This is a genomic window from Streptomyces sp. NPDC086077, from assembly GCF_040686175.1.
In the GTDB taxonomy this organism is placed as follows: Bacteria; Actinomycetota; Actinomycetes; order Streptomycetales; family Streptomycetaceae; genus Streptomyces.
In genome coordinates this window covers 1-20,954 of record NZ_JBFBJT010000132.1, presented here as the reverse complement: position 1 = coordinate 20,954, position 20,954 = coordinate 1, and the positions used below count along the sequence as shown (strand labels likewise).

Below are 20,954 nucleotides of genomic sequence, written 5' to 3'. Positions count from 1 at the left end.
CCGAAGTCGGCGATCACCTCGCCCGCGGCGATCTCGCGCTGCTCACAGCGCCGGGACAGTTCGGCCAGCACCTCCTCGTCCTCGTAGGACCGCAGCGCCGGCAGTTCGCCCAGCTCCGCGGGGATGACCTCGACGCGGTCGCCGGTCTTCACGAAGGTGATGCGTCCGTCTCCCACGGCATAGGTGAGCCGTCGGTTCACGCGATACGTGCCGCCCTGTACATCCACCCACGGCAGCATGCGCAGCAGCCAGCGCGAGCTGATCTCCTGCATCTGGGGTACGGACTTGGTCGTGGTGGCCAGGTTCCGCGCGGCCGCCGTGCCGAGGCTCTGCTGCGGCTTGGTCTGCTCCGTGCGGACCTCTTCGCCTACCGACATAAGGAATTGCCCTCCCGGTCATGCCCTGGCAACGGATTGCCCCGGGCACCGATCTCCGCGGAAGAGCCTTCCAGCACGGACCGTGATCGTGCTATTACCCGAAAGAGCGGGAATGGATCAACTCCCCCTGGGCATGCGCGGGTTTCGCTCCGAACGGCACCCGACCACCGCTTTGGCCGAATAAGCTCGCTCGCTGTACGAACGAGAGGTTCCGTTTCTTCCCGATTCGGTACAAGCAGCATGTACGAGGCGGCCGCGCCGGGCGGCCGTCGCGCCGCGAAGGAGGCACCGATGGCCTCACCCCTGTCCGCGAACCGTTTCCTCGACTGCCTGCGGGACGAGGGCCTCACCGTCGTCGAGGTCGGCAACTGGAGAGAACACAACCGCAACCACAAGGGCCCCTGGGCCCCCGTGCACGGCGTCATGATCCACCACACCGTCACCCGGGGCAGCGCCCAGACCGTCGAGCTGTGCCGCAAGGGCTACGAGGGCCTGCCCGGCCCGCTGTGCCACGGCGTCATCACCAAGGACGGCAGGGTCCACCTCGTCGGCTACGGCCGCGCCAACCACGCGGGTCTCGGCGACGACGACGTCCTGCGCGCGGTGATCGCGGAGAAGGCGCTGCCGCCGGACAACGAGGCGAACACCGACGGCAACCGCCACTTCTACGGCTTCGAGTGCGAGAACCTCGGCGACGGCAAGGACCCCTGGCCCGAGGTGCAGCTGGAGGCCATCGAGCGGGCGTCCGCCGCGATCTGCCGGCAGCACGGCTGGACGCACCGGTCGGTCATCGGCCACCTGGAGTGGCAGCCGGGAAAGGTGGACCCGCGCGGGTTCACGATGGCCGCGATGCGGGGGCGCATCGCCGAGCGACTGAAGTAGCCCACGGGCGACAATGGCCGGGTGACCAGCCCAGACGCCCTCGCCATCCTGCACCCGCGGCTCCCCTCCCCGGTGCGGGAGGTGCGCGACGACCGCTTCGAGCGGCACGGCGTACGGCTGCTGCTGAAGCGCGACGACCTGATCCATCCCGACCTCGTCGGCAACAAGTGGCGCAAGCTTGCCCCCAACCTCACGGCGGCGCACGGCCGCCCGATCCTCACCTTCGGCGGCGCGTACTCCAACCACCTGCGCGCCACCGCCGCCGCGGGCCGCCTCCTCGGCCTTGCGACCGTCGGTGTGGTCCGCGGCCAGGAGCTGGCCGACCGGCCCCTCAACCCGTCCCTCGCCCGGTGCGCGGCCGACGGCATGCGGCTGCGCTTCATCGACAGATCGACGTATCGCCGCAAGACGGACCCCGTCGCCCTCGCCGCCCTGCTGCGCGCGGTCGGCGCCGAGGACGCCCAGGTGGTCCCCGAGGGCGGCAGCAACTCCCGGGCCGTGCGCGGCTGCCGGGCGCTGGGCGAGGAACTGGGCGGGCGCGCCGACGTCGTGGCCATCGCCTGCGGCACCGGCGGCACGCTGGCGGGACTGGCGGCGGGGCTGGGCCCAGGCCGGCGCGCGCTCGGCATACCGGTGCTCAAAGGCGGCTTCCTCGGCGCGGAGATACGGACCTTGCAGGAGGCGACCTTCGGCGGCCCGCGCGGCGACTGGTACCTCGACGACCGCTTCCACTTCGGCGGCTACGCGCGCACCACCCCGGAACTCGACGCCTTCGCCGCGGACTTCGAGGACCGGCACGGGCTGCCCGTCGAGCGTCTGTATGTCGCCAAAATGCTGTACGGACTTGTCACCCTCGCCGAGGAGGGAACCTTCGCGCGCGGGAGCACGGTGGCGGCCGTCATCACCGGCCGCCCCTTCCCGTGACCAGGCCGTCCCCCCTCGCTCCGACCAGGAGCTCCCGCTACGTCGTCTCGCGGTACGCCGCCGCCTCCTCCAGGTCCAGGCGGCGCAACAGCGTCCGCAGCATCTCGTCGTCGATGAAGCGACCGTCGCGGAGCCTGACGAACACCTCACGCTCGGCGCTGATCATGTCCCTGGCCAGGCGGCGATAAGTGTCGTCGGCTGTCTCGCCGGTGATGGGGTTGGACTGCCCGAGACGCTCCCAGACGGCGTTGCGGCGGCGTTCCATGACCGCGCGCAGCCGGGCGGCGAGCGGTTCGGGCAGGGCGTTGCGCTCGTCGGCGAGGAGTTCGTCGAGGCGCCGCTCGGCGGCCCGGGAGGCCTGCGCCTGGGCGTTGGCCTCGGCGAGCGTCTCGGCCTGGACGTCCCGGCCGGGCAGCTTGAGCAGCCGGATCAGCGGGGGCAGGCTCAGACCCTGGAGGACGAGGGTGCCGATGACCGTCGTGAAGGTCAGGAAGAGGATCAGGTTGCGGCCGGGGAAGGGCTCCCCGCCCTCCATGACCTGCGGGATCGAGAAGGCGATGGCGAGCGAGACCACGCCCCGCATCCCGGCCCAGGAGATGATGAACGCGCCCTTCCAGGTGGCGCCCGTCTCCCCGGTGGCACCCGCCTCCCGTTCCCGGATCCGCACCGACAGCATCCGGGGCAGGAGGACCGACGGATACACCCACACGAACCGGGTCGCGACGACCACCAGGAAGACGGCGACCGCGTACCAGGCGGCCTCCAGGCCCTCGTACTCCCCCAGTCCCTCCAGGACCACCGGCAGTTGGAGTCCGATGAGGGCGAACACCGCTGACTCCAGGACGAAGGCGACCATCTTCCAGACCGCGCTCTCCTGGAGCCGGGTGGCGAAATCGACCTCCCACGCGCGATGCCCGAGGTAGAGGGCGACCACGACGACGGCGAGGACACCGGAGGCGTGCACCGCCTCGGCGACGGCGTACGCGACGAACGGGATCAGCAGGGAGAGGGTGTTCTGGAGGAGCGGCTCCCTGAGATGGGTGCGCAGCCAGTGGATCGGAACCATGAGGACGAGGCCGACGACGATGCCGCCGATCGCCGCGACCAGGAACTCGGCGATGCCACCGGCCCAGGTCGCGCCCTCGCCGACGGCGGCCGCCAGGGCGACGCGGTAGGCGGTGATCGCGGTGGCGTCGTTCACCAGGGACTCCCCCTGGAGGATCGTGGTGATCCGGGACGGCAGCCCGACACGGCGGGCGATCGCCGTGGCCGCGACCGCGTCCGGCGGCGCCACCACGGCGCCCAGCACCAGCGCCGCGGTCAGCGGCAGGCCCGGGACGATGACATAGGCGGCCCAGCCGACCACGCAGGTCGCGAAGAGCACGTACCCGACCGACAGCAGCGCGACCGGCCGCAGTTGCGCCCGCAGGTCGAGGTAGGAGCTGTCGGTGGCCGCGGTGTGCAGCAACGGCGGCAGGATCAGCGGCAGCACGACGTGCGGGTCGAGGTGGTAGTCCGGGACTCCGGGCACGTACGACAGCACGAGTCCGGCCGCGACCAGCAGCAGCGGCGCCGGTACCGGGGTACGCCGGCCTGCCGCGGCGATCGCGGCGCTGCCCGCCACCAGCAACAGCAGTGGCATCACGTCCATGGATCCAACCCACCCTCGTTTTCCGCGCGGCGTTCCGCGCGCCCGTCGTAACCTGGCAATCATGAAACAGTGCACGCACGCCGACGAGCTGCCGCACCCGGAACCCGAGGCCCGGACGGACACCTGCCCCGAGTGCCTGGCGGACGGCTCGCATCCGGTGCAGCTGCGGTTGTGCCTCACCTGCGGCCACGTCGGCTGCTGCGACTCCTCCGAAGGGCGGCACGCGACCGAGCATTTCAAGCAGTCCGGTCATCCGGTGATGCGGACGTTCGAACCAGGGGAGAATTGGCGATGGTGCTTCGTGGACCACGTCCTGGCGTGACCGATTCGTGACGTCCGGACCGACGGTTCGAGCGTCTGACGTCTGGGTACGTCAACCCGGCGCGCGCTCTTCCCAATTGGGGGCGCCCACCCTCTAGCCACTGTGCGTATTCATGTGTTTACTATGAGTGACAGCAAGGGGTTGGGGTCCCGGGGACAGGTAGGTTCCGAGCGCGGTAGCGTCACCGCTGAACACACTTCGCGTTACCCCGAGGGGCGACCCTCGGCCCCGTAGAGCTTGTACCACCTTGGAGGTGAGGGTGTCCCAGATCGCAGGCGAGCCCGCGACCCAGGACTTCGTGGAAGTCCGGCTGCCGGCCGCGGGTGCCTACCTGTCGGTGCTGCGGACGGCCACGGCCGGCCTCGCAGCCCGTTTGGACTTCACCCTCGACGAGATCGAGGACCTGCGCATCGCGGTGGACGAGGCCTGCGCGATCCTGCTCCAGCAGGCCGTGCCCGGCTCGGTGCTCAGCTGTGTCTTCCGGCTCGTCGACGACTCGCTGGAGGTGACCGTCTCGGCGCCCACGACCGACGGTCACGCCCCTTCGCGGGACACCTTCGCCTGGACCGTGCTGTCCGCCCTGGCAGGCAAGGTCTCCTCCGCCGTGGACGACGACAAAACCGTTTCGATCAGCCTCTACAAACAGCGCGGCGCGGGACCCGGGCCGGCGTGAGGAACGGGGACGGGCCGGTGCGGGACGAAGAGCGCGGCACACGGGAGCTGCCGGCCGGGGCGCCCGGAGGCGTCCCCGGCTCGAGCGGCGCCGAGAGCTCGGGAGACGGTCCGATCGGTGCCCGTCACATGGCGGACGACATCGACGGCATCCCCGAGCAGGCCCGGCCGCATCCGGAGGACGACTCCGACACGACGGAGGCCGGCTTCCTGGACGACGGGCAGCGGGATCAGGAGGGTGCCGTGCAGAGTGCACCTCCGCAACGGCGGATCGGAGTGTCCCCTGTCCGAGCGGAGACGAGGGCTCGGGGAAGGGCGACGGGCGGGACGATGAGCGAGCACGAGCGATACGCGGAGCAGGACGTGCAGAACGTGCCCGACGCACAGCACGACGCGCATGCCACGCCCGACCCGGCGGCCACGCGCAGCGCACAGTTCACGCACCACCACCCGCAGGACCGCAGTGGCGCACGCGCCCTGTTCGTGGAGCTGCGCGGGCTGAAGGAGGGCAGCCCGGAGTACGCCGAGCTGCGCAACCAGCTGGTCCGGATGCATCTGCCGCTCGTCGAGCACCTCGCGCGCCGCTTCCGCAACCGCGGCGAGCCGCTGGACGACCTGACCCAGGTCGCCACCATCGGCCTGATCAAGTCGGTCGACCGTTTCGACCCGGACCGCGGCGTCGAGTTCTCGACGTACGCGACCCCGACGGTCGTCGGCGAGATCAAGCGGCACTTCCGCGACAAGGGCTGGGCGGTGCGCGTGCCGCGCCGCCTCCAGGAGCTGCGCCTGTCGCTGACCACGGCGACCGCGGAGCTCTCGCAGCTGCACGGCCGCTCCCCCACGGTCCACGAGCTCGCCGAGAAGCTGGCGATCTCGGAGGAGGAGGTCCTGGAAGGCCTGGAGTCCGCCAACGCGTACTCCACGCTGTCGCTGGACGTCCCCGACACCGACGACGAGTCCCCGGCCGTCGCCGACACGCTCGGCGCGGAGGACGAGGCGCTGGAGGGCGTGGAGTACCGGGAGTCGCTCAAGCCGCTCCTGGAGGATCTGCCACCCCGGGAGAAGCGGATCCTGCTGCTGCGCTTCTTCGGCAACATGACCCAGTCGCAGATCGCGCAGGAGGTCGGCATCTCCCAGATGCACGTCTCCCGCCTGCTGGCCCGCACCCTGGCCCAGCTGCGGGAGAAGCTGCTGGTGGAGGAGTAGGCGGGGCACCCGGCGCGGGAATCGCCGACGGCAAGGGAAACGCCGTCCGCGCGATCCGTACGCCTCCCGGCCCTGCCGCGCGGGAATTCGCGCCCCCGTGCACGGCGCGGCCGGCGACCGCGCGGAGCATGGCCGCCGGCGTGAACAGCGCATCGCGGCTTTTCGGGCGATCACCACCCACCACATGACCCGGTTGCCTGCGTGGGAGCCGACACCTGTTCCATCGGCGCCTGCCTCCCCGGCCGTGCGGATACCCCGCCCCCTGAACGGCATGGCCCGCCCGCAGGGAAATCACCGACGCGGGAACAGCGCGAAATCCCCGGGCCGGCCAAGGCGCGGCGCTGCGGAATCCGCCCGGCCCGGGCCCCCGCCTGCTACTTCCCGGCGTTGCCGGGCCCCCGGATCCCGAGGGCCTGGGTCGTCTCCGGGTTGAGGAGCAGGATCAGGGACGCGACCGCGGCCGCCGCCAGGGCGATGCCGCCCGGGATGGCCATGCTGTCGGCCTGCAGGAGGTTGTAGGCCACGGGCAGCGAGATGATCTGCGTGATGACGGCCGGGCCGCGGCTCCAGCTGCGCCGCGCGAGCAGTCCGCGCGCGGCGAGCAGCGGGAGCAGCGCGAGCACCATCAGCGTGACGCCCCCGGTGACGGCCTGCTGCCGGTCGTCCGGGTGCCCGGTCAGTCCGAGGACGAGGATCCAGACCCCGCCGACCACCAACGCGAGCCCCTCCAGCGCGGCCAGCGCCGCGGCCACCGTCAGCCGGACGGGACGGGGACCGGCCTCTGCGGCGGCCTCGGAATCGGGGGTGGGGTTCTGCTCAGAGCTCACGCCAGAAGGGTAGCCCTCGCCCCTCCCCCGCCCCGGAAGACCCCAGGGCCCGACCTTGCGCACGGATCCGGTCACCCGTGTCCAGGCTCACGCGTCGATCTCCGCCGGATCACCGGTCCGGCCTGTGCCCGGTACCACCCAGTAGGTACCCTGCGAGTCATGCGTGCACTTCTCGTGGTCAATCCGGCGGCAACCACCACAAGCGCACGTACGCGCGATGTCCTGATTCATGCGCTGGCGAGCGAGATGAAGCTGGAGGCGGTCACCACCGAGTACCGCGGACACGCGCGCGACCTGGGCCGGCAGGCGGCGGAGAGCGATGACATCGACCTCGTGGTCGCCCTCGGCGGCGACGGCACGGTCAACGAGGTCGTCAACGGCCTGCTGCACAACGGCCCCGCACCCGGCCACGTCCCCGGCCTCGCCGTGGTCCCCGGCGGTTCCACCAATGTCTTCGCCCGTGCCCTGGGTCTGCCCAACGACGCCGTCGAGGCGACCGGCGCGCTGCTGGACGCCCTGCGTGACGGTGGCGAGCGCACCGTCGGACTCGGTCTGACCTCAGGCACACCGGGCACCGAGGACGAGGCTGTGCCGTCCCGCTGGTTCACCTTCAACGCCGGACTCGGCTTCGACGCCGGCGTCGTCGGCCGGGTCGAGCAGCAGCGCGAGCGCGGCAGGAGGTCGACGCACGCGCTCTACGTGCGCCAGGTGCTGCGCCAGTTGCTGGGCGAGCCGAGCCGCCGGCAGGGCACGATCACCATGGAGCGGCCGGGCGAGGACGCCGTGACGGATCTGCTGCTGTGCATAGCGTCGAACACCGCCCCGTGGACGTTCCTCGGCAACCGCCCGATGTACGCCTCACCCAAAGCCTCGTTCGACACCGGACTCGATGTGTTCGGTCTCAGCCGGATGTCCACGGCCTCGGTCGCCCGTTATGGCACCCAGTTGCTCACTTCGTCCCCCGAGCGGGGACCTCAGGGCAGGCATGCCGTGTCCTTGCACGATCTGGATGAGTTCACCTTGCATTCGAAGGCGCCGCTACCCCTTCAGATGGACGGTGACCACCTGGGGCTGCGCACCAGCGTGACGTTCACAGGCGTACGCCGTGCACTGCGTGTGATTGTGTGAGCAGAAGGGGCCAAAGTCCTTTCACTCGAACGTTTAGGCCAGGATCCACCCCATGGAAGTACGGCTGTGACCTAGTCGACACCGAGGAATCAAAAAAAACTTTCTGGAAGGGGTTGTATCCGTCGCCGAGGTTTGCGAGTCTCTACATGGCGATCGGGACGGCCCGCAACACCGGCCTCCACAGATCACCGGAACCCCTCACCAACCAAGGACCACGCCGAGGAAGACTCGGTGGTCGGCCCTTCACTTGTTGAGGGATTCGTGAAAGCGTTCACATTCACAAGCAATCTTCACGTAATACCAAGGAGAGGTAGCAGCCATGGACTGGCGTCACAACGCCGTTTGCCGCGAGGAAGACCCCGAGCTCTTCTTCCCCATCGGCAACACCGGTCCTGCGCTGCTGCAGATCGAGGAAGCCAAGGCCGTCTGCCGTCGCTGCCCTGTGATGGAGCAGTGTCTGCAGTGGGCGCTCGAGTCCGGCCAGGACTCCGGCGTCTGGGGTGGTCTCAGCGAGGACGAGCGCCGCGCCATGAAGCGCCGCGCCGCCCGCAACCGGGCTCGTCAGGCCTCCGCCTGACATACCCACCCCGCTGACAGCCTGAGCTTGGCGGCGCGTACAGCGAGTACGCATCTCCCGCCCCCGAGCCGCAGCGCGCAGTACCCCCGAAGCTCCCCCACAGCCCCAAGGGCATGGGGAACCCCATCGCAGCGAGCGACTGGTCCCGGACCTCCTGGTCCGGGACTTTTTGCTGTGCCCGGTGAAGCCCGCACCACGTGAACCGGCTTTGCCGTCCCGCCTCTGTTCACCGCGGAAGTCGGTCACTTCTGTGTGCGTACCGGGATGTCCAGGACGACCTGCGTGCCGCGCTCCGGCGCCGGGACCATGTCGAACGTACCGCCCAACTCGCCCTCCACGAGCGTCCGTACGATCTGGAGGCCGAGATTGCCGGAGGTGTGCGGGTCGAAGCCCTCGGGCAGGCCGACGCCGTCGTCCTGCACCGTGACCAGCAGGCGGGTGTCCTTCGTCGTACCGCCGCGCACCGCCGACACCTCGACCGTGCCGGTGTCGCCTTCGCGGAAGCCGTGCTCCAGCGCGTTCTGCAGCACCTCGGTGAGCACCATGGACAGCGGGGTGGCGACCTCGGCGTCGAGGATGCCGAAGCGGCCGGTTCGCCGGCCGGCGACCTTGCCGGGTGAGATCTCGGCGACCATCGCCAGTACGCGGTCGGCGATCTCGTCGAACTCGACCCGCTCGTCCAGGTTCTGAGACAGCGTCTCATGCACGATGGCGATCGAGCCGACCCGGCGTACCGCCTCTTCGAGGGCCGCGCGGCCGCGCTCGGACTCGATGCGCCGGGCCTGGAGGCGCAGCAGCGCGGCCACCGTCTGCAGGTTGTTCTTCACCCGGTGGTGGATCTCCCGGATGGTGGCGTCCTTGGTGATCAACTCCCGCTCGCGGCGGCGTAGTTCGGTGACGTCCCGGAGCAGGACGAGGGAACCGATGCGGGTGCCCTTGGGCTTGAGCGGAATGGCCCGGAACTGGATGACCCCGTCGTGGGCCTCGATCTCGAACTCGCGCGGCGCCCAGCCGCTGGCCACCTTGGCCAGCGCCTCGTCGACGGGGCCCCTGCTCGGGGCGAGTTCGGCCGTCGTACGGCCGAGATGGTGGCCGACGAGGTCGGCGGCGAGACCCATGCGGTGGTAGGCGGAGAGCGCGTTGGGAGAGGCGTACTGGACGAGGCCGTCCGCGTCGAGCCGGATCAGGCCGTCGCCGACACGGGGCGAGGCGTCCATGTCGACCTGCTGGTTCGCGAAGGGGAAGGCGCCGGCCGCGATCATCTGCGCCAGGTCCGAGGCGCTCTGGAGGTACGTCAGTTCGAGACGGCTCGGGGTGCGCACGGTCAGGAGGTTGGTGTTGCGGGCGATGACACCGAGGACGCGCCCGTCCCGTCGTACCGGAATGGACTCGACCCGGACCGGGACCTCCTCGCGCCACTCCGGGTCGCCCTCGCGCACGATCCGGCCCTCGTCCAGCGCCGCGTCCAGCATGGGGCGGCGGCCGCGCGGGACGAGGTGGCCGACCATGTCGTCCTGGTAGGAGGTGGGGCCGGTGTTCGGCCGCATCTGGGCGACGGAGACGTAGCGCGTGCCGTCGCGGGTGGGGACCCACAGGACCAGGTCGGCGAAGGAGAGGTCGGAGAGCAGTTGCCACTCCGAGACCAGCAGGTGGAGCCACTCGAGATCGGAGTCGTCGAGGGCGGTGTGCTGGCGGACCAGTTCGTTCATGGAGGGCACGTCTGCGAGCGTACCCGGCGGTTTGTCCAGGTCCTAAAAGTGTCTGTACGGGGCCCAAAACACCCGCGGGCCGCGGCGCCTGGGAGGGACCCTCAACCCTCCCGGCACCGCAGCCCGGAGCAGCATCGGCCACGGGGTGTGCGGTCCCGGTCGGCCGAAGGATGAGGAGCCGGGGCAGTCAGGGCAGAGAGCACCGGTTCCTCGGTCCGTCCTCCTGTGCGGGGAAGACGGAGGCTCATCGTTTCTACGCGCCTCCCACGCATTGTGGACTAGACCACTACTCGTGTCCATGCGTCGGTGGCGATTTTGTTGTTGAAGACTGTGTGGAGTTGGCGCTTCGCAGCCTAACCCGCCCGGCTCACGTGCGGGGCCAGATGGCCATGGCTATTTCCGCGAGAGCCTCCAGTTGCGCACGGCTCGCGCCGTCGCGCGCCTGTGGGACATGCCCTGGCTCAGCGCGCCGGTGTGGCGGACCGGGGCGCGGGGCACTGGCCGCCGCTCAGCGCGTCTCCGTCACCTTCGCCAGCGCCCGGGGCGCGTCCGGGTCCTGGCCGCGGGCGATCGTGACCTCGTAGGCCAGGAGCTGGAGCGGGATGATCTCCAGGACGGGCTGGACCTCCTCGGCGACGCCCTCGGTGGGCAGGACGAAACCGGCGGAGGCACGCTCGACCTGGCTCCTGGGCCCGACCACGACCAGGTCGGCGCCCCGCCCGCGCAGCCGGTCGAGGACGGGCTGGAGCGCCTCCCCTCCCCTGCCGTCGGTGACGACCGCGATGACCGGCGAGACGTTGTCGACCATCGCGAGCGGACCGTGCAGCAGGTCGGCGCCCGAGTAGGCGAGGGCCGGGATGTAGCTGGTCTCCATCAGCTTCAGGGCGGCTTCCTTGGCCGTGGGATAGCCGAAGCCGCGGGAGGTGATCACCATGCGCTCGGCGAAGCGGTAGCGGGCGGCCAGGGTGCGGACCTCGTCGTGCCGGGCGAGCAGGTGCCCGGCGAGGTCGGGCAGCCCCTGGGCCGGGGCACCGCCGCCGCCGCGCAGGCCCTCGACGAAGAGGTAGAGCGCGAGGAGGGAGGCCGTGTAGGTCTTGGTGGCGGGGAGCGCCTTCTCCGGTCCGGCCAGGATGTCGAGGTGGTACTCGGCGACGCCGGCCAGCGCAGAGTCCGGGTTGTTGGTCACGGCGAGGGTGATCGCGCCCGCCTCGCGGGCGGCCCGGGTCGAGGCGACCAGGTCCGGCGAGCCGCCCGACTGGCTGACGGTGACGACGAGCACGTCGGTGAGGTCGGGGCGGGCGCCGTAGGCCGTGAAGGTGGACATGGAGGTGAGGCCGCAGGGCAGGCCGAGGCGGACCTCCAGGAGGTACTTGGCGTAGAGGGCGGCGTGGTCGGAGGTGCCACGGGCGGTCAGCAGGACGAAGCGGGGTGCGCGGGCGGCGATGTCCTGGGCCACCTGGCGGATCACGGGAGCACCCTTCTCCAGGATCCGGCGCAGCACCGCGGGCTGCTCGCCCATCTCCCGCGCCATGATCCGGCCGGGGATCTCGCTGTGGGGGGCGTGGGGAGCATGGGGGTCGTGGGGGTACGGGACGGGGGCGGTCATGGCGGCTCCTCCGCGTCGGCGTCGGCTGCGTCGGCTGTGGGCACCGGGCTGGCACCATTCCACTCCCCCACGGCAGCTCACGCCTCCCCAAGGACGCCTCCGGGGGCGCGTCTTCACCTGGGTCCCGGCCTGCCTTCACCGGCCGTTCCCACTGCGTCCAGGCGCACCCGCGGAGGCTTGTCTCCGCCTGGGACGGGGCACACCTCTCTGTTAGATTGGTCTAAACCACATGGCCCCTTCCGGGTGCCCTTCGAGTCCCCTCTTCAGATCGGCAGGCCCAGCGTGGAAGTTGTCATCGTTCCCGACGCCGAGGCGGGCGGCGAGCTGATCGCCGAGGCCACGGCGCAGCTGCTCGGCCGCAAGCCGGGCGCCCTGCTCGGCGTGGCCACCGGTTCGACGCCGCTGCCCATCTACCAGGCGCTGGCGGCGAAGGTGCGGTCCGGTGCCGTGGACATCTCACGGGCGCGGATAGCCCAGCTCGACGAGTACGTGGGGCTGCCGGCGGAACACCCGGAGTCGTACCGGTCGGTGCTGCGGCGTGAGGTGCTGGAGCCGCTCGGGATCGGGATGGACGCGTTCATGGGCCCGGACGGGACCGCCGAGGACATCCCGGGCGCGTGCGCGGCGTACGACGCGGCGCTGACCGAGGCCGGCGGTGTGGATCTGCAGCTGCTGGGGATCGGGACCGACGGGCACATCGGGTTCAACGAGCCGTGCTCCTCGCTCGCCTCGCGGACCCGGATCAAGACGCTGACCGAGCAGACCCGGGTCGACAACGCGCGGTTCTTCGACGGCGACATCGACCAGGTGCCGCACCACGTCATCACGCAGGGCATCGGGACGATCCTGGAGGCGCGGCACCTGGTGCTGCTGGCCACGGGCGAGGGCAAGGCGGACGCGGTCGCGGCGACGGTGGAGGGGCCGGTCGCGGCGGTGTGCCCGGCCTCGGCGTTGCAGTTGCATCCGCATGCCACCGTGGTCGTCGACGAGGCCGCGGCGTCCAAGCTGAAGCTGGCGGACTACTTCCGGCACACCTACGCCAACAAGCCGGACTGGCAGGGGATCTAGCCGACCACGTGGCGTGGTGACCGCCCCGGGGCCTCATGCCCGGAGGGGGCCGTCCCACGCCCCGCGCGCCTCACCTCACACACCCCGCCCCCACGCCCGGCCCCCGCACGCCTCACAGCGCCAGAACGAGTGCGCCGCCGAGCACTCCCAGCCCGAGCGCCACGCAGAACGGGACCCAGCCGCCGTCGCGCCAGGGGAAGAAGGTGTCGAGGGAGATGCGGCCGGGGCCCACGGCGGCGATGGTGACGGCGGCGACGCAGATGAGCATGGGGTAGGCGAACGACGGGGGCCCGGCAGGCCACAGGCTGTACTGGGGCGCCACCGTCATGGCGTTGAACATCACCCCGATCGCGGCCGCCGCGGCCAGCGGGGTGAGCAGCCCGACCGCCAGTCCCAGGCCGCCGAGCAGCTCGGAGGCTCCCGCCAGGGCGGCGAAGAAAGTGCCCGGCTCGTACCCCTGCGCGGCGAAGTCCTTCGCCGTGGCGTCCAGGCCCGCTCCGCCGAACAGGCCGAACAGCTTCTGCGAGCCGCTGCCCGCCAGGATCAGGCCCGCCGCGAGCCGCAGCAGAAGGATTCCCACGTCGGCGGCGCCCATCGCCCGCGGCGCCGCTCTCGCGCCGAAGGCCTTGGTCGGTCGACGTGAGCGTCGAGTGGGGGATGTCATCGCGTCATCACCTCCGGGCACGGCCCAGGTGCGGACTCCCCTCCTTCGATCCTCCTCTCTTGCGGGCAGGACGTCCAAAGGAGGAGCGGCGCGGCTCGCCGCGCCGCTCACGCCTCACGTCTGACGCCCGACTCACACCCCCGCAATGACCTCCGCCGCAGCCCGGCCGCACACCCGGGCCGCGCCGTACGTCGCGATGTGCAGCGCGCCCCGGGGATCCGCCTGCGGAACGCCCATCTCGACCACGATCGTGTCCGGCCGAACCCGCAGGAGCGTGTCGAGCGCCTCGGCCATCCAAGCGTGCCGGTGCTCGTCGCGGACGACCGCCACGATGCGCCGCTCCCCCGCCGCGGCGAGGGCGGCGCTGCCCGCCTCCTGCCCGCCGAACGTGCCGGCTTCCGTGCCGGGGAGCAGGGCGGTGAGCGCCGCCGTCACGCCCCACGGGGTCTCGTCGCCGACGGCGATGTTGGCGACGGGGGTCAGGGCGGCGACGTAAGGGGGCGCGGTGAGCGGCGTGAAGGCTTCGGTCCCGGTGACGGTGACCTTCACCGCCCGCCTGGCCGCACGCAGGCCCACCTCGCCGGTCACCTCGGGCACTCCCGCGGCCACTACCGACCGCGCGCCCGCCATCGTCGATGCCGACGCCGACCACGCCGCCAGCTTGCGGACCCGTTCCGCCGCGTCCGCCAGCCGCTCCTCGGGAAGCTCACCGGCGCGCACCGCCGCCACGAGGGCGTCGCGCAGCCGCCGTACCGTCTCGTCGTCGGCCAGGCCGCCGCCCACGCAGATGGCGTCGGCGCCGGCCGCGACGGCGAGGACGCTGCCGCGCTCGATGCCGTAGGTGGCGGAGATGGCCTGCATCTCCATGCCGTCGGTGACGATCAGGCCGTCGTAGCCGAGGTCACCGCGCAGCAGTTCGGTGAGCACTTTGCCCGAGAGCGTCGCCGGGCGGTCCGGGTCCAGCGCGGGGACGAGGATGTGGGCGCTCATCACCGCCCGCGTGCCCGCGGCGATCGCGGCGCGGAACGGAGCCAGTTCCCGGTCGCCGAGCACGGCCGGGTCCGCGTCGATGCGGGGCACGGCGTGATGCGAGTCGACGTTGGTGTCGCCGTGGCCGGGGAAGTGCTTCGTGCAGGCCGCGACGCCCGCCGACTGGAGGCCGGTGACGTACGCCGCGGTGTGCCGGGCGACCAGCGCCGGGTCGGCGCCGAACGAGCGGACGCCGATGACGGGGTTGTCGGGGTTGGAGTTCACGTCCGCCGACGGGGCCCAGTTGAAGTTCACCCCGCAGGCGGCGAGGCGCCGCCCCAGTTCGGCGGCCACCTCCCGCGTCAGCTCCACGTCGTCCACCGCGCCGAGCGCGTGGTTGCCGGGGAAGGAGGAGCCCGTCCGCACCTCCAGGCGCGTGACGTCACCGCCCTCCTCGTCGATGGCGACCAGGACGTCGTCGCGTTCCGCGCGCAACTGGGCGGTCAGGGCGGCGAGCTGGTCGGGCGAGGAGATGTTGCGGCCGAACAGTCCGACGGAGGCGAGGCCCTCGCCGAGGCGGCGCAGCAGCCAGTCGGGCGCCGCCGTGCCGGTGAAGCCGGGCTGGAGGACCGTCAGCGCGTCACGTGTCAGTGTGTCGGTGTCGCTGGCGAAGGTGGTCATCGAGGGCGTTATCCCTTCACGGCGCCGGCGGTCAGACCACTGACCGCCTTGCGCTGCAGGAAGACGAAGAGGATCAGAATCGGGATCGCGAACAGCGAGGACGCCGCCATGGTCGCCCCCCAGTCGTTCCCGAAGACGGTCTGGAAGCTGGTGAGCCACAGCGGCAGCGTCTGGGCCCCGGCCTCCTTGTTCACGACCAGGACGAGCGGGAGCTCGTTCCACGCGGTGATGAAGCCGAACATCGAGGTGGCCATCAGGCCCGGCGCGAGCAGCGGGAAGATGACCTTGCGGAAGGCCTGGCCGCGGGTGCAGCCGTCGACCATCGCCGACTCCTCCAGCTCCCGGGGTACCGCGGCGACGAAGCCGCGCAGCGTCAGGATGGTGAAGGGCAGGATCATCATGGTGTAGAAGAGCGTCAGCGGAACCAGGCTGTTCAGCATCGACGCGTCCCGCACGATCATGTAGATCGCGATGATCATGACTTCCCACGGCGCCATCTGCGCCATCATGAAGCCGACGATGAAGCCACGCCGTCCCCTGAACCGCATCCGGGCCAGCGCGAAGGCCCCGGCGAGCGCGATGAGCAGCGAGAAGACGACCGCGAGCACCGTGACGACCAACGAGTTGGTGACGAACGTCCAGAAGTTGTCGGCGTCCGTCGCGGTCCTGAAGTGCTCGAAGGTGATGTCGGTCGGGAACCAGACCGGGGTCTCCGAGATGATGTCGCCGGTCGGCTTGAACGCCGTGACGAACATCCAGTACACGGGGAAGACGAAGCCGATGAACAGGACGACGGCCGTGACGTTGGGCCACACGCGGCCGAAGAGCGAGCGCTTCACAGCTCGTCCTCCTCTTGCTTGAGCACGATCCGCAGGTAGTACGCGGTCAGAGCGAGCAGGATCAGGATGGTCAGGACGGCGATCGCCGCACCCATGCCGTAGTGCTGGTTGCCGACGCCCTCGACGTAGGCGTAGACGGGCAGGATCTCGGTGAGCCGGTCGGGGCCGCCGCCGTTGAAGGCGAAGACCTGCACGAACGCCTTGAAGACCCAGATGATCTCCAGGAACGTGGTGGCGTAGAGGAACGGCCGCAGGAACGGGAACGTGACGGTGCTGAAGATCCGCCAGGCACCGGCCCCGTCGAGGGCGGCGGCCTCGTAGAGCTCGTCCGGGATGGTGGTGGTCGCGGCGTAGAGGTTGAGCGCGACGAAGGGGATCGACATCCAGACGATCAGCAGGGTGACGACGAAGAACGTCGACATCTGGCTGCTGGTCCAGCTGTAGTCCGCCATGGAGTGCCAGCCGAGCTTGTCGAGCACCCAGTTGACGACGCCGAAGCGCTGGGCGAACAGCCACTGGTAGACCGTGGTCGCGGCGACCACGGGCATCGCCCAGGCCAGCACGAGCCCGATCATCAGCAGGACCCGCATCCGCCTGCCGAGACGGGCGAGCAACAGGCCGATCAGGGCGCCGAAGATCATGATCAGGACGACGTTGACCGCCGTGAACAGGATCGAGCGCAGGGTGACCCGCCAGAAGTCCCCTCCGGTGAGGGTCTCCTTGTAGTTGTCGATGCCGTTCCACTCGGTGACGTGCTGGATCAGCTGCGCCATGTTGAGGTTCTGGAAGGACAGCAGGACGTCCTTCAGCAGCGGCCAGCCGAGCAGCAGCACGGTGGCCACGCAGGCCGGCAACAGCAGCAGATACGGGGCGAGGGCGTCGCCGCGCCGCGTGGGCCTGGGAGGTGACCCGCCGTCCGGCTTGCGGATCTCCACCGGACCGGAGGGCGGCCGTTCGGTCTGCACGGTCATGCTCGCGATCTCTCTTCTCGACCTACGTACGATCGCCGGGGCGGGGCCTGCCACTGGGGCCGGCCGCCGCCCCGGCTGGGGCGCTCGTTACTGCTGCTGCGCCAGACGCTTGTTGAACTCGCCCTCGACCTGCTTGGCGGCCTCGGCCGGGGACTTACCGTTCAGCACGGCGGTGAGGTAGGTCTTGATCGGGTTGGGCGCGTTCTCGACCGCGGCCCACTCCGGGATCAGCGGCGTGGTGCCACCGCCCGCTGCGGCCGGCGCGGCGGCCTCGGCGGCTGCGTTGCCCTTCAGGTTGGTCTGCAGCGACTCCTTGTTGGGGATGACGCCGTTGAGCTTGGCCAGCTGGCCCTCGTACTTGTCGCTCAGGGCGATCTTCAGGAACTCCTTGGCGAGCTCCTGCTTCTGGCTGCCCGCGGCGACCGCGAGGTTGGAGCCGCCGAGGAAGACACCCTCGGGCTTCTCGGCCGTGGCACCGGGAATGGTGAAGTAGCCGATCTCCTTCTCGATCTTCGGGTTGGCCTCGATCGCGATGCCGGCTTCCCAGCCCATGCCGATGAACGCGCCGACGTTGCCCTTGCCGAAGACCTCACCCTGCTGCGGGGTGGCCTCGTCCTTGTCCTTGGGCGCCTTGGAGAGGGCCTGGAACTTCTTGTAGGTCTCCGCGGCGGCGGCGACCTTCGGGTCGTCGAGGTTGGAGACGTACTTGTCGCCGTCCTTCTTGACCAGTTCGGCGCCCTCGCCGACCACCAGGCCGACGAAGTGGTACCAGTTCTGGCCGGGCAGGTAGATCGGCTCGGCGTCGGTCTTCTCGCCGATCGTCTTCAGGGCGTCGTAGAACTCGTCGCGGGTCTTGGGCGTGTCCTTGATGCCGGCGTCGGCCCAGACCTTCTTGTTGTAGAGGACGACGCGGTTGGCGAAGTACCACGGCGCCGCGTACTGCTTGCCCTCGAAGACCGAGGAGTTGTTCAGCGACTCCGTCCACTCGCCGCCGATCTCCGACTTGAGGTCGGCCAGGTCGGCGAGGCCGCCGGTCTTGGCGTAGGCCGGGGTCTGGGTGTTGCCGATCTCGAAGACGTCGGGCGGGTTCTCCTCGGACAGGGCGGTGGTCAGCTTCTGCTGGATACCGTTCCACTGCTGGATCTCGAACTTGACCTTCGCCTTGGTCTTCGCCTCGAAGGCGGCGGTGACGTCCTTCTGCCACTGGTCCGGCGAGGAGCCGTCCATCACCCAGACCGTGAGCGTCTGGCCCGCGAAGCCGTCCGCGCCGGACTTGCCCTCGTCGCCCTTGTCGCCCCCGCACGCCGCAATGGAGACCATCATCGCCGCGACACCGATCGCGGATATCAGCTTGCGCTTCACGCCACCCTCCTCAGGGATGCCACAAACCCCCCTCGTCCCCGCGGTGACTGACGTACCGCCCTGGGGCCGGGACCTGGACCAATGGTGTAGACCAGTACCGGGGAGCTTGGCCCAGACCATAGGACGTGTCAAGGGTCTCGTTTACGGCCCGACCAGCCGTTATGGGACCTACATATGCAGGAACCTTTAAGTAAGAACCCCTCGAAAACAGCGGCTCCATCACCCACTCCGAGGTAGACCACATGACCTTCATGGACTAGACCATCGGGGGCGCCGACGGTATACAGGGGGGATCACGGAGCGTGCGGGGAACCTCTCGCGCGCGGTCGTGCCACGATGTGAGCCGTGACCGGCGGACGTCGGTCGTGTCGGTACGTGAGCCGGGAAGGCGGACCATGAGCACTGAGGTCAGCAGTGCGGAGAACGAGAGCGGGACACCCGTCCGTACCGCACGCGTGCCCAAGTACTACCGCCTGAAGAAGCATCTGCTCGACATGACGGAGACCCTGCCGCCCGGCACACCGGTCCCGCCCGAGCGCACGCTGGCCGCGGAGTTCGACACCTCCCGCACGACGGTGCGCCAGGCCCTTCAGGAGCTGGTGGTCGAGGGCCGGCTGGAGCGGATCCAGGGCAAGGGCACGTTCGTCGCCAAGCCGAAGGTGTCGCAGGCGCTGCAACTCACCTCGTACACCGAGGACATGCGCGCCCAGGGCCTCGAACCCACCTCGCAACTGCTGGACATCGGCTACATCACCGCCGACGACCGGCTCGCCGAGCTGCTCGACATCACCCCCGGCGGCCGGGTCCTGCGCATCGAGCGGTTGCGCATGGCCAACGGCGAGCCGATGGCCATAGAGACCACCCACCTGAGCGCCAAGCGCTTCCCGGCCCTGCGCCGCAGCCTGGTCAAGTACACGTCCCTCTACACCGCGCTCGCCGAGGTCTACGACGTCCATCTCGCGGAAGCCGAGGAGACCATCGAGACCTCGCTGGCCACCCCGAGGGAGGCCGGTCTCCTCGGCACCGACGTCGGCCTGCCGATGCTGATGCTGTCCCGGCACTCGCTGGACCGGGAGGGCAAGCCGGTGGAGTGGGTGCGCTCGGTGTACCGCGGCGACCGCTACAAGTTCGTGGCCCGGCTCAAGCGGCCCGAGGAGTAGAGCGATGCGAGGCCTCTCGGCGTGAAGAGCGGGGCCCGCGGCGTGAAGAGCGGGCCCCGAGGCATGAGCCCGTCCGCGGTGTAGCGCAGGTCACACCACCTGTCCTACGGTCCTCCGTAACGCATACGACGGGAGGACGACCCGTGCGCACAGCGAACGCCCGAACCATCGTCATCTGGGGCCTCGCTGTTCATCCTGACCGCGCTGGACGCCGGCACGCGCGTGGGCCGGTTCATGCTCCAGGACACCCTCGGCAACGTCTACAAGCCCTTCCGCGACGTCAGCTGGAAGCCGGGCCTGATCATCACCAGCGCGATCGTCTGCGGGATGTGGGGCTACTTCCTCTGGGTGGGCGTCCACGAACCCCTCGGCGGCATCGACCAGTTGTTCCCGGTCTTCGGCATCTCCAACCAGCTGCTGGCGGCCGTGGCACTGGCGGTCTGCACGACGCTCCTGATCAAGTCCGGCCGCCTCAAGTGGGCCTGGATCACCGGCATCCCGCTCGCCTGGGACGCCGTTGTCACCCTGACCGCCAGCTGGCAGAAGGCCTTCTCCAGCGACCCCAAGGGCGGCTTCTTCAAGCAGCGGCAGGTGTTCCAGGACGCCATCGACCGGGGCGAGATCCTGCCGCCGGCCAAGTCCATGGCCGACATGCACACCGTCGTCACCAACTCCACGGTGGACGGCGCCCTGACCGCCGCCCTCGCCCTGCTGATCGTCGTCGTGCTGGTGGACGCGACACGGATCTGCGTCCGGCACATCCGGCGGCCCGCGCTCACCACGCTCAGCGAGGCCCCGTACGTCGAGTCGAAGATCGTGGCACCGGACGGCCTGATCGCCACGCGGGAGGAGAAGGAGGAGGTCCGCCGTGCGACCGTCGGCACTGCTGCGCCGGGTGACCAGCGGGATGCGCTGGTACGTCCGTGAGCTGACCGACGAGTCGGCCTACGACCGCTATGTCAGGCATATCCGAAAGGACCACTCCGACGCCGAGGTGCCCACCCGGCGGGAGTTCGAGCGAATGCGGACGGACCGACAGGAAAAGGACCCCCGGCAGGGCTTCCGCTGTTGCTGAAGTAACCGGTATCTGAACAAGGGCTTCCGGTAGCGGGACACCGTGACCTAGATTGCCTGCGCGTTGCACCAGGCGATCAGCGAGGGGACGGAGCCGCCCGATGTCAGAAGCCTCAGAAGTGAACAGAGGGCCGGTGGTGACGCCTGTGCGCGTCGTCATCGCCCTCTGCTTGATAGCGCCGTTCGTGACCATGCTCTGGGTGGGCTCGTACGCGAAGACGGACCCGACCTTCATCGGCATCCCGTTCTTCTACTGGTACCAGATGGCCTGGGTCGTGATCTCCA

20 protein-coding genes and 3 pseudogenes are annotated in these 20,954 nt (G+C 70.1%); 12 read left to right on the top strand and 11 right to left on the bottom strand.

Annotated features, from left to right (window positions below):
* A pseudogene (locus tag AB0O67_RS29115) lies at nt 1-377 on the bottom strand (Crp/Fnr family transcriptional regulator); the annotation flags it as partial.
* A gap of 291 nt (nt 378-668) precedes the next feature.
* Here AB0O67_RS29115 and AB0O67_RS29110 point away from each other — a divergent pair.
* Together AB0O67_RS29110 and AB0O67_RS29105 are read left to right on the top strand one after the other, a co-directional pair.
* Complete coding sequence (locus AB0O67_RS29110; RefSeq protein WP_365456205.1) at nt 669-1,259, top strand: N-acetylmuramoyl-L-alanine amidase; 591 nt, start codon at nt 669-671, stop codon at nt 1,257-1,259.
* A gap of 21 nt (nt 1,260-1,280) precedes the next feature.
* On the top strand, nt 1,281-2,183 hold the full coding sequence (locus tag AB0O67_RS29105) for a pyridoxal-phosphate dependent enzyme (RefSeq protein WP_365456202.1): 903 nt from the start codon (nt 1,281-1,283) through the stop codon (nt 2,181-2,183).
* Nucleotides 2,184-2,220: 37 nt separating this feature from the next.
* Here the strand turns inward: AB0O67_RS29105 and AB0O67_RS29100 are convergent, their stop codons facing one another.
* Complete coding sequence (locus AB0O67_RS29100) at nt 2,221-3,834, bottom strand: Na+/H+ antiporter (protein ID WP_365456199.1); 1,614 nt, start codon at nt 3,832-3,834, stop codon at nt 2,221-2,223.
* Nucleotides 3,835-3,895: 61 nt separating this feature from the next.
* Here AB0O67_RS29100 and AB0O67_RS29095 point away from each other — a divergent pair, with 61 nt between their 5' ends.
* From AB0O67_RS29095 to AB0O67_RS29085, 3 genes are all read left to right on the top strand, one after another.
* Nucleotides 3,896-4,156, top strand: coding sequence for a UBP-type zinc finger domain-containing protein (locus tag AB0O67_RS29095; RefSeq protein ID WP_365456196.1), 261 nt, complete (start codon nt 3,896-3,898; stop codon nt 4,154-4,156).
* 259 nt (nt 4,157-4,415) lie between these two features.
* Complete coding sequence (locus tag AB0O67_RS29090) at nt 4,416-4,829, top strand: anti-sigma factor (RefSeq protein WP_015657891.1); 414 nt, start codon at nt 4,416-4,418, stop codon at nt 4,827-4,829.
* Between the two features lie 17 nt (nt 4,830-4,846).
* Nucleotides 4,847-6,034 (top strand): RNA polymerase sigma factor SigF, encoded by a 1,188-nt coding sequence (locus AB0O67_RS29085; RefSeq protein ID WP_365456192.1) that lies wholly within the window; start codon nt 4,847-4,849, stop codon nt 6,032-6,034.
* A 374-nt stretch (nt 6,035-6,408) separates the two neighbouring features.
* On the opposite strand, the gene AB0O67_RS29080 is transcribed toward AB0O67_RS29085, so the two are convergent.
* Complete coding sequence (locus tag AB0O67_RS29080) at nt 6,409-6,861, bottom strand: hypothetical protein (RefSeq protein WP_365456189.1); 453 nt, start codon at nt 6,859-6,861, stop codon at nt 6,409-6,411.
* Nucleotides 6,862-7,020: 159 nt separating this feature from the next.
* On the opposite strand from AB0O67_RS29080, the gene AB0O67_RS29075 reads away from it, so the two are divergent.
* Both AB0O67_RS29075 and AB0O67_RS29070 read left to right on the top strand, forming a co-directional pair.
* Nucleotides 7,021-7,989, top strand: a complete 969-nt coding sequence (locus tag AB0O67_RS29075; protein WP_365456186.1) for a diacylglycerol kinase family protein — start codon at nt 7,021-7,023, stop codon at nt 7,987-7,989.
* 319 nt (nt 7,990-8,308) lie between these two features.
* A complete protein-coding gene (locus AB0O67_RS29070; protein ID WP_016639615.1) occupies nt 8,309-8,566 on the top strand; it encodes a WhiB family transcriptional regulator in 258 nt (85 codons plus the stop codon).
* Nucleotides 8,567-8,808: 242 nt separating this feature from the next.
* Here AB0O67_RS29070 and AB0O67_RS29065 read toward each other — a convergent pair whose 3' ends face one another.
* The 3 genes and pseudogenes from AB0O67_RS29065 to AB0O67_RS29055 form a co-directional block, all read right to left on the bottom strand.
* A complete protein-coding gene (locus AB0O67_RS29065; RefSeq protein ID WP_365456214.1) occupies nt 8,809-10,275 on the bottom strand; it encodes a PAS domain-containing sensor histidine kinase in 1,467 nt (488 codons plus the stop codon).
* Nucleotides 10,276-10,642: 367 nt separating this feature from the next.
* Nucleotides 10,643-10,755, bottom strand: a pseudogene (locus AB0O67_RS29060) (TetR/AcrR family transcriptional regulator); the annotation flags it as partial.
* A 28-nt stretch (nt 10,756-10,783) separates the two neighbouring features.
* Complete coding sequence (locus tag AB0O67_RS29055) at nt 10,784-11,806, bottom strand: SIS domain-containing protein (RefSeq protein ID WP_365456211.1); 1,023 nt, start codon at nt 11,804-11,806, stop codon at nt 10,784-10,786.
* 357 nt (nt 11,807-12,163) lie between these two features.
* On the opposite strand from AB0O67_RS29055, the gene nagB reads away from it, so the two are divergent.
* Nucleotides 12,164-12,949: a glucosamine-6-phosphate deaminase gene (gene nagB / locus AB0O67_RS29050; RefSeq protein ID WP_365456183.1), complete on the top strand. Its 786-nt coding sequence runs from the start codon at nt 12,164-12,166 to the stop codon at nt 12,947-12,949.
* A gap of 112 nt (nt 12,950-13,061) precedes the next feature.
* On the opposite strand, the gene AB0O67_RS29045 is transcribed toward nagB, so the two are convergent.
* The 5 genes from AB0O67_RS29045 to AB0O67_RS29025 all read right to left on the bottom strand — a co-directional run bounded on the left by AB0O67_RS29045 (nt 13,062) and on the right by AB0O67_RS29025 (nt 18,435).
* Nucleotides 13,062-13,613 carry a DoxX family protein gene (locus tag AB0O67_RS29045; RefSeq protein WP_365456180.1) on the bottom strand — a complete coding sequence of 184 codons (552 nt, stop codon included), beginning with the start codon at nt 13,611-13,613 and terminating at the stop codon, nt 13,062-13,064.
* 132 nt (nt 13,614-13,745) lie between these two features.
* The gene (locus tag AB0O67_RS29040; RefSeq protein WP_365456177.1) at nt 13,746-15,263 is read right to left on the bottom strand and encodes a glycoside hydrolase family 3 protein; all 1,518 of its coding nucleotides are present in this window, start codon (nt 15,261-15,263) and stop codon (nt 13,746-13,748) included.
* 8 nt (nt 15,264-15,271) lie between these two features.
* Complete coding sequence (locus tag AB0O67_RS29035; protein WP_365456174.1) at nt 15,272-16,102, bottom strand: carbohydrate ABC transporter permease; 831 nt, start codon at nt 16,100-16,102, stop codon at nt 15,272-15,274.
* A complete protein-coding gene (locus AB0O67_RS29030; RefSeq protein ID WP_365456171.1) occupies nt 16,099-17,073 on the bottom strand; it encodes a sugar ABC transporter permease in 975 nt (324 codons plus the stop codon). Before AB0O67_RS29030 ends, AB0O67_RS29035 begins: the two co-directional genes overlap by 4 nt.
* Nucleotides 17,074-17,160: 87 nt before the next feature.
* On the bottom strand, nt 17,161-18,435 hold the full coding sequence (locus tag AB0O67_RS29025) for an extracellular solute-binding protein (RefSeq protein ID WP_365456168.1): 1,275 nt from the start codon (nt 18,433-18,435) through the stop codon (nt 17,161-17,163).
* A gap of 395 nt (nt 18,436-18,830) precedes the next feature.
* Between AB0O67_RS29025 and AB0O67_RS29020 the strand changes: the two genes are divergently transcribed.
* The 4 genes and pseudogenes from AB0O67_RS29020 to AB0O67_RS29005 form a co-directional block, all read left to right on the top strand.
* The gene (locus tag AB0O67_RS29020) at nt 18,831-19,595 is read left to right on the top strand and encodes a GntR family transcriptional regulator (RefSeq protein ID WP_365456165.1); all 765 of its coding nucleotides are present in this window, start codon (nt 18,831-18,833) and stop codon (nt 19,593-19,595) included.
* A 183-nt stretch (nt 19,596-19,778) separates the two neighbouring features.
* Nucleotides 19,779-20,522: pseudogene (locus AB0O67_RS29015) on the top strand (carbon starvation CstA 5TM domain-containing protein); the annotation flags it as partial.
* On the top strand, nt 20,503-20,670 hold the full coding sequence (locus AB0O67_RS29010) for a YbdD/YjiX family protein (protein ID WP_365456208.1): 168 nt from the start codon (nt 20,503-20,505) through the stop codon (nt 20,668-20,670). The pseudogene AB0O67_RS29015 and the gene AB0O67_RS29010, both read left to right, overlap by 20 nt.
* A gap of 100 nt (nt 20,671-20,770) precedes the next feature.
* The coding region (locus AB0O67_RS29005) for a DUF3311 domain-containing protein (RefSeq protein WP_365456162.1) at nt 20,771-20,954 on the top strand (184 nt) is incomplete at its 3' end.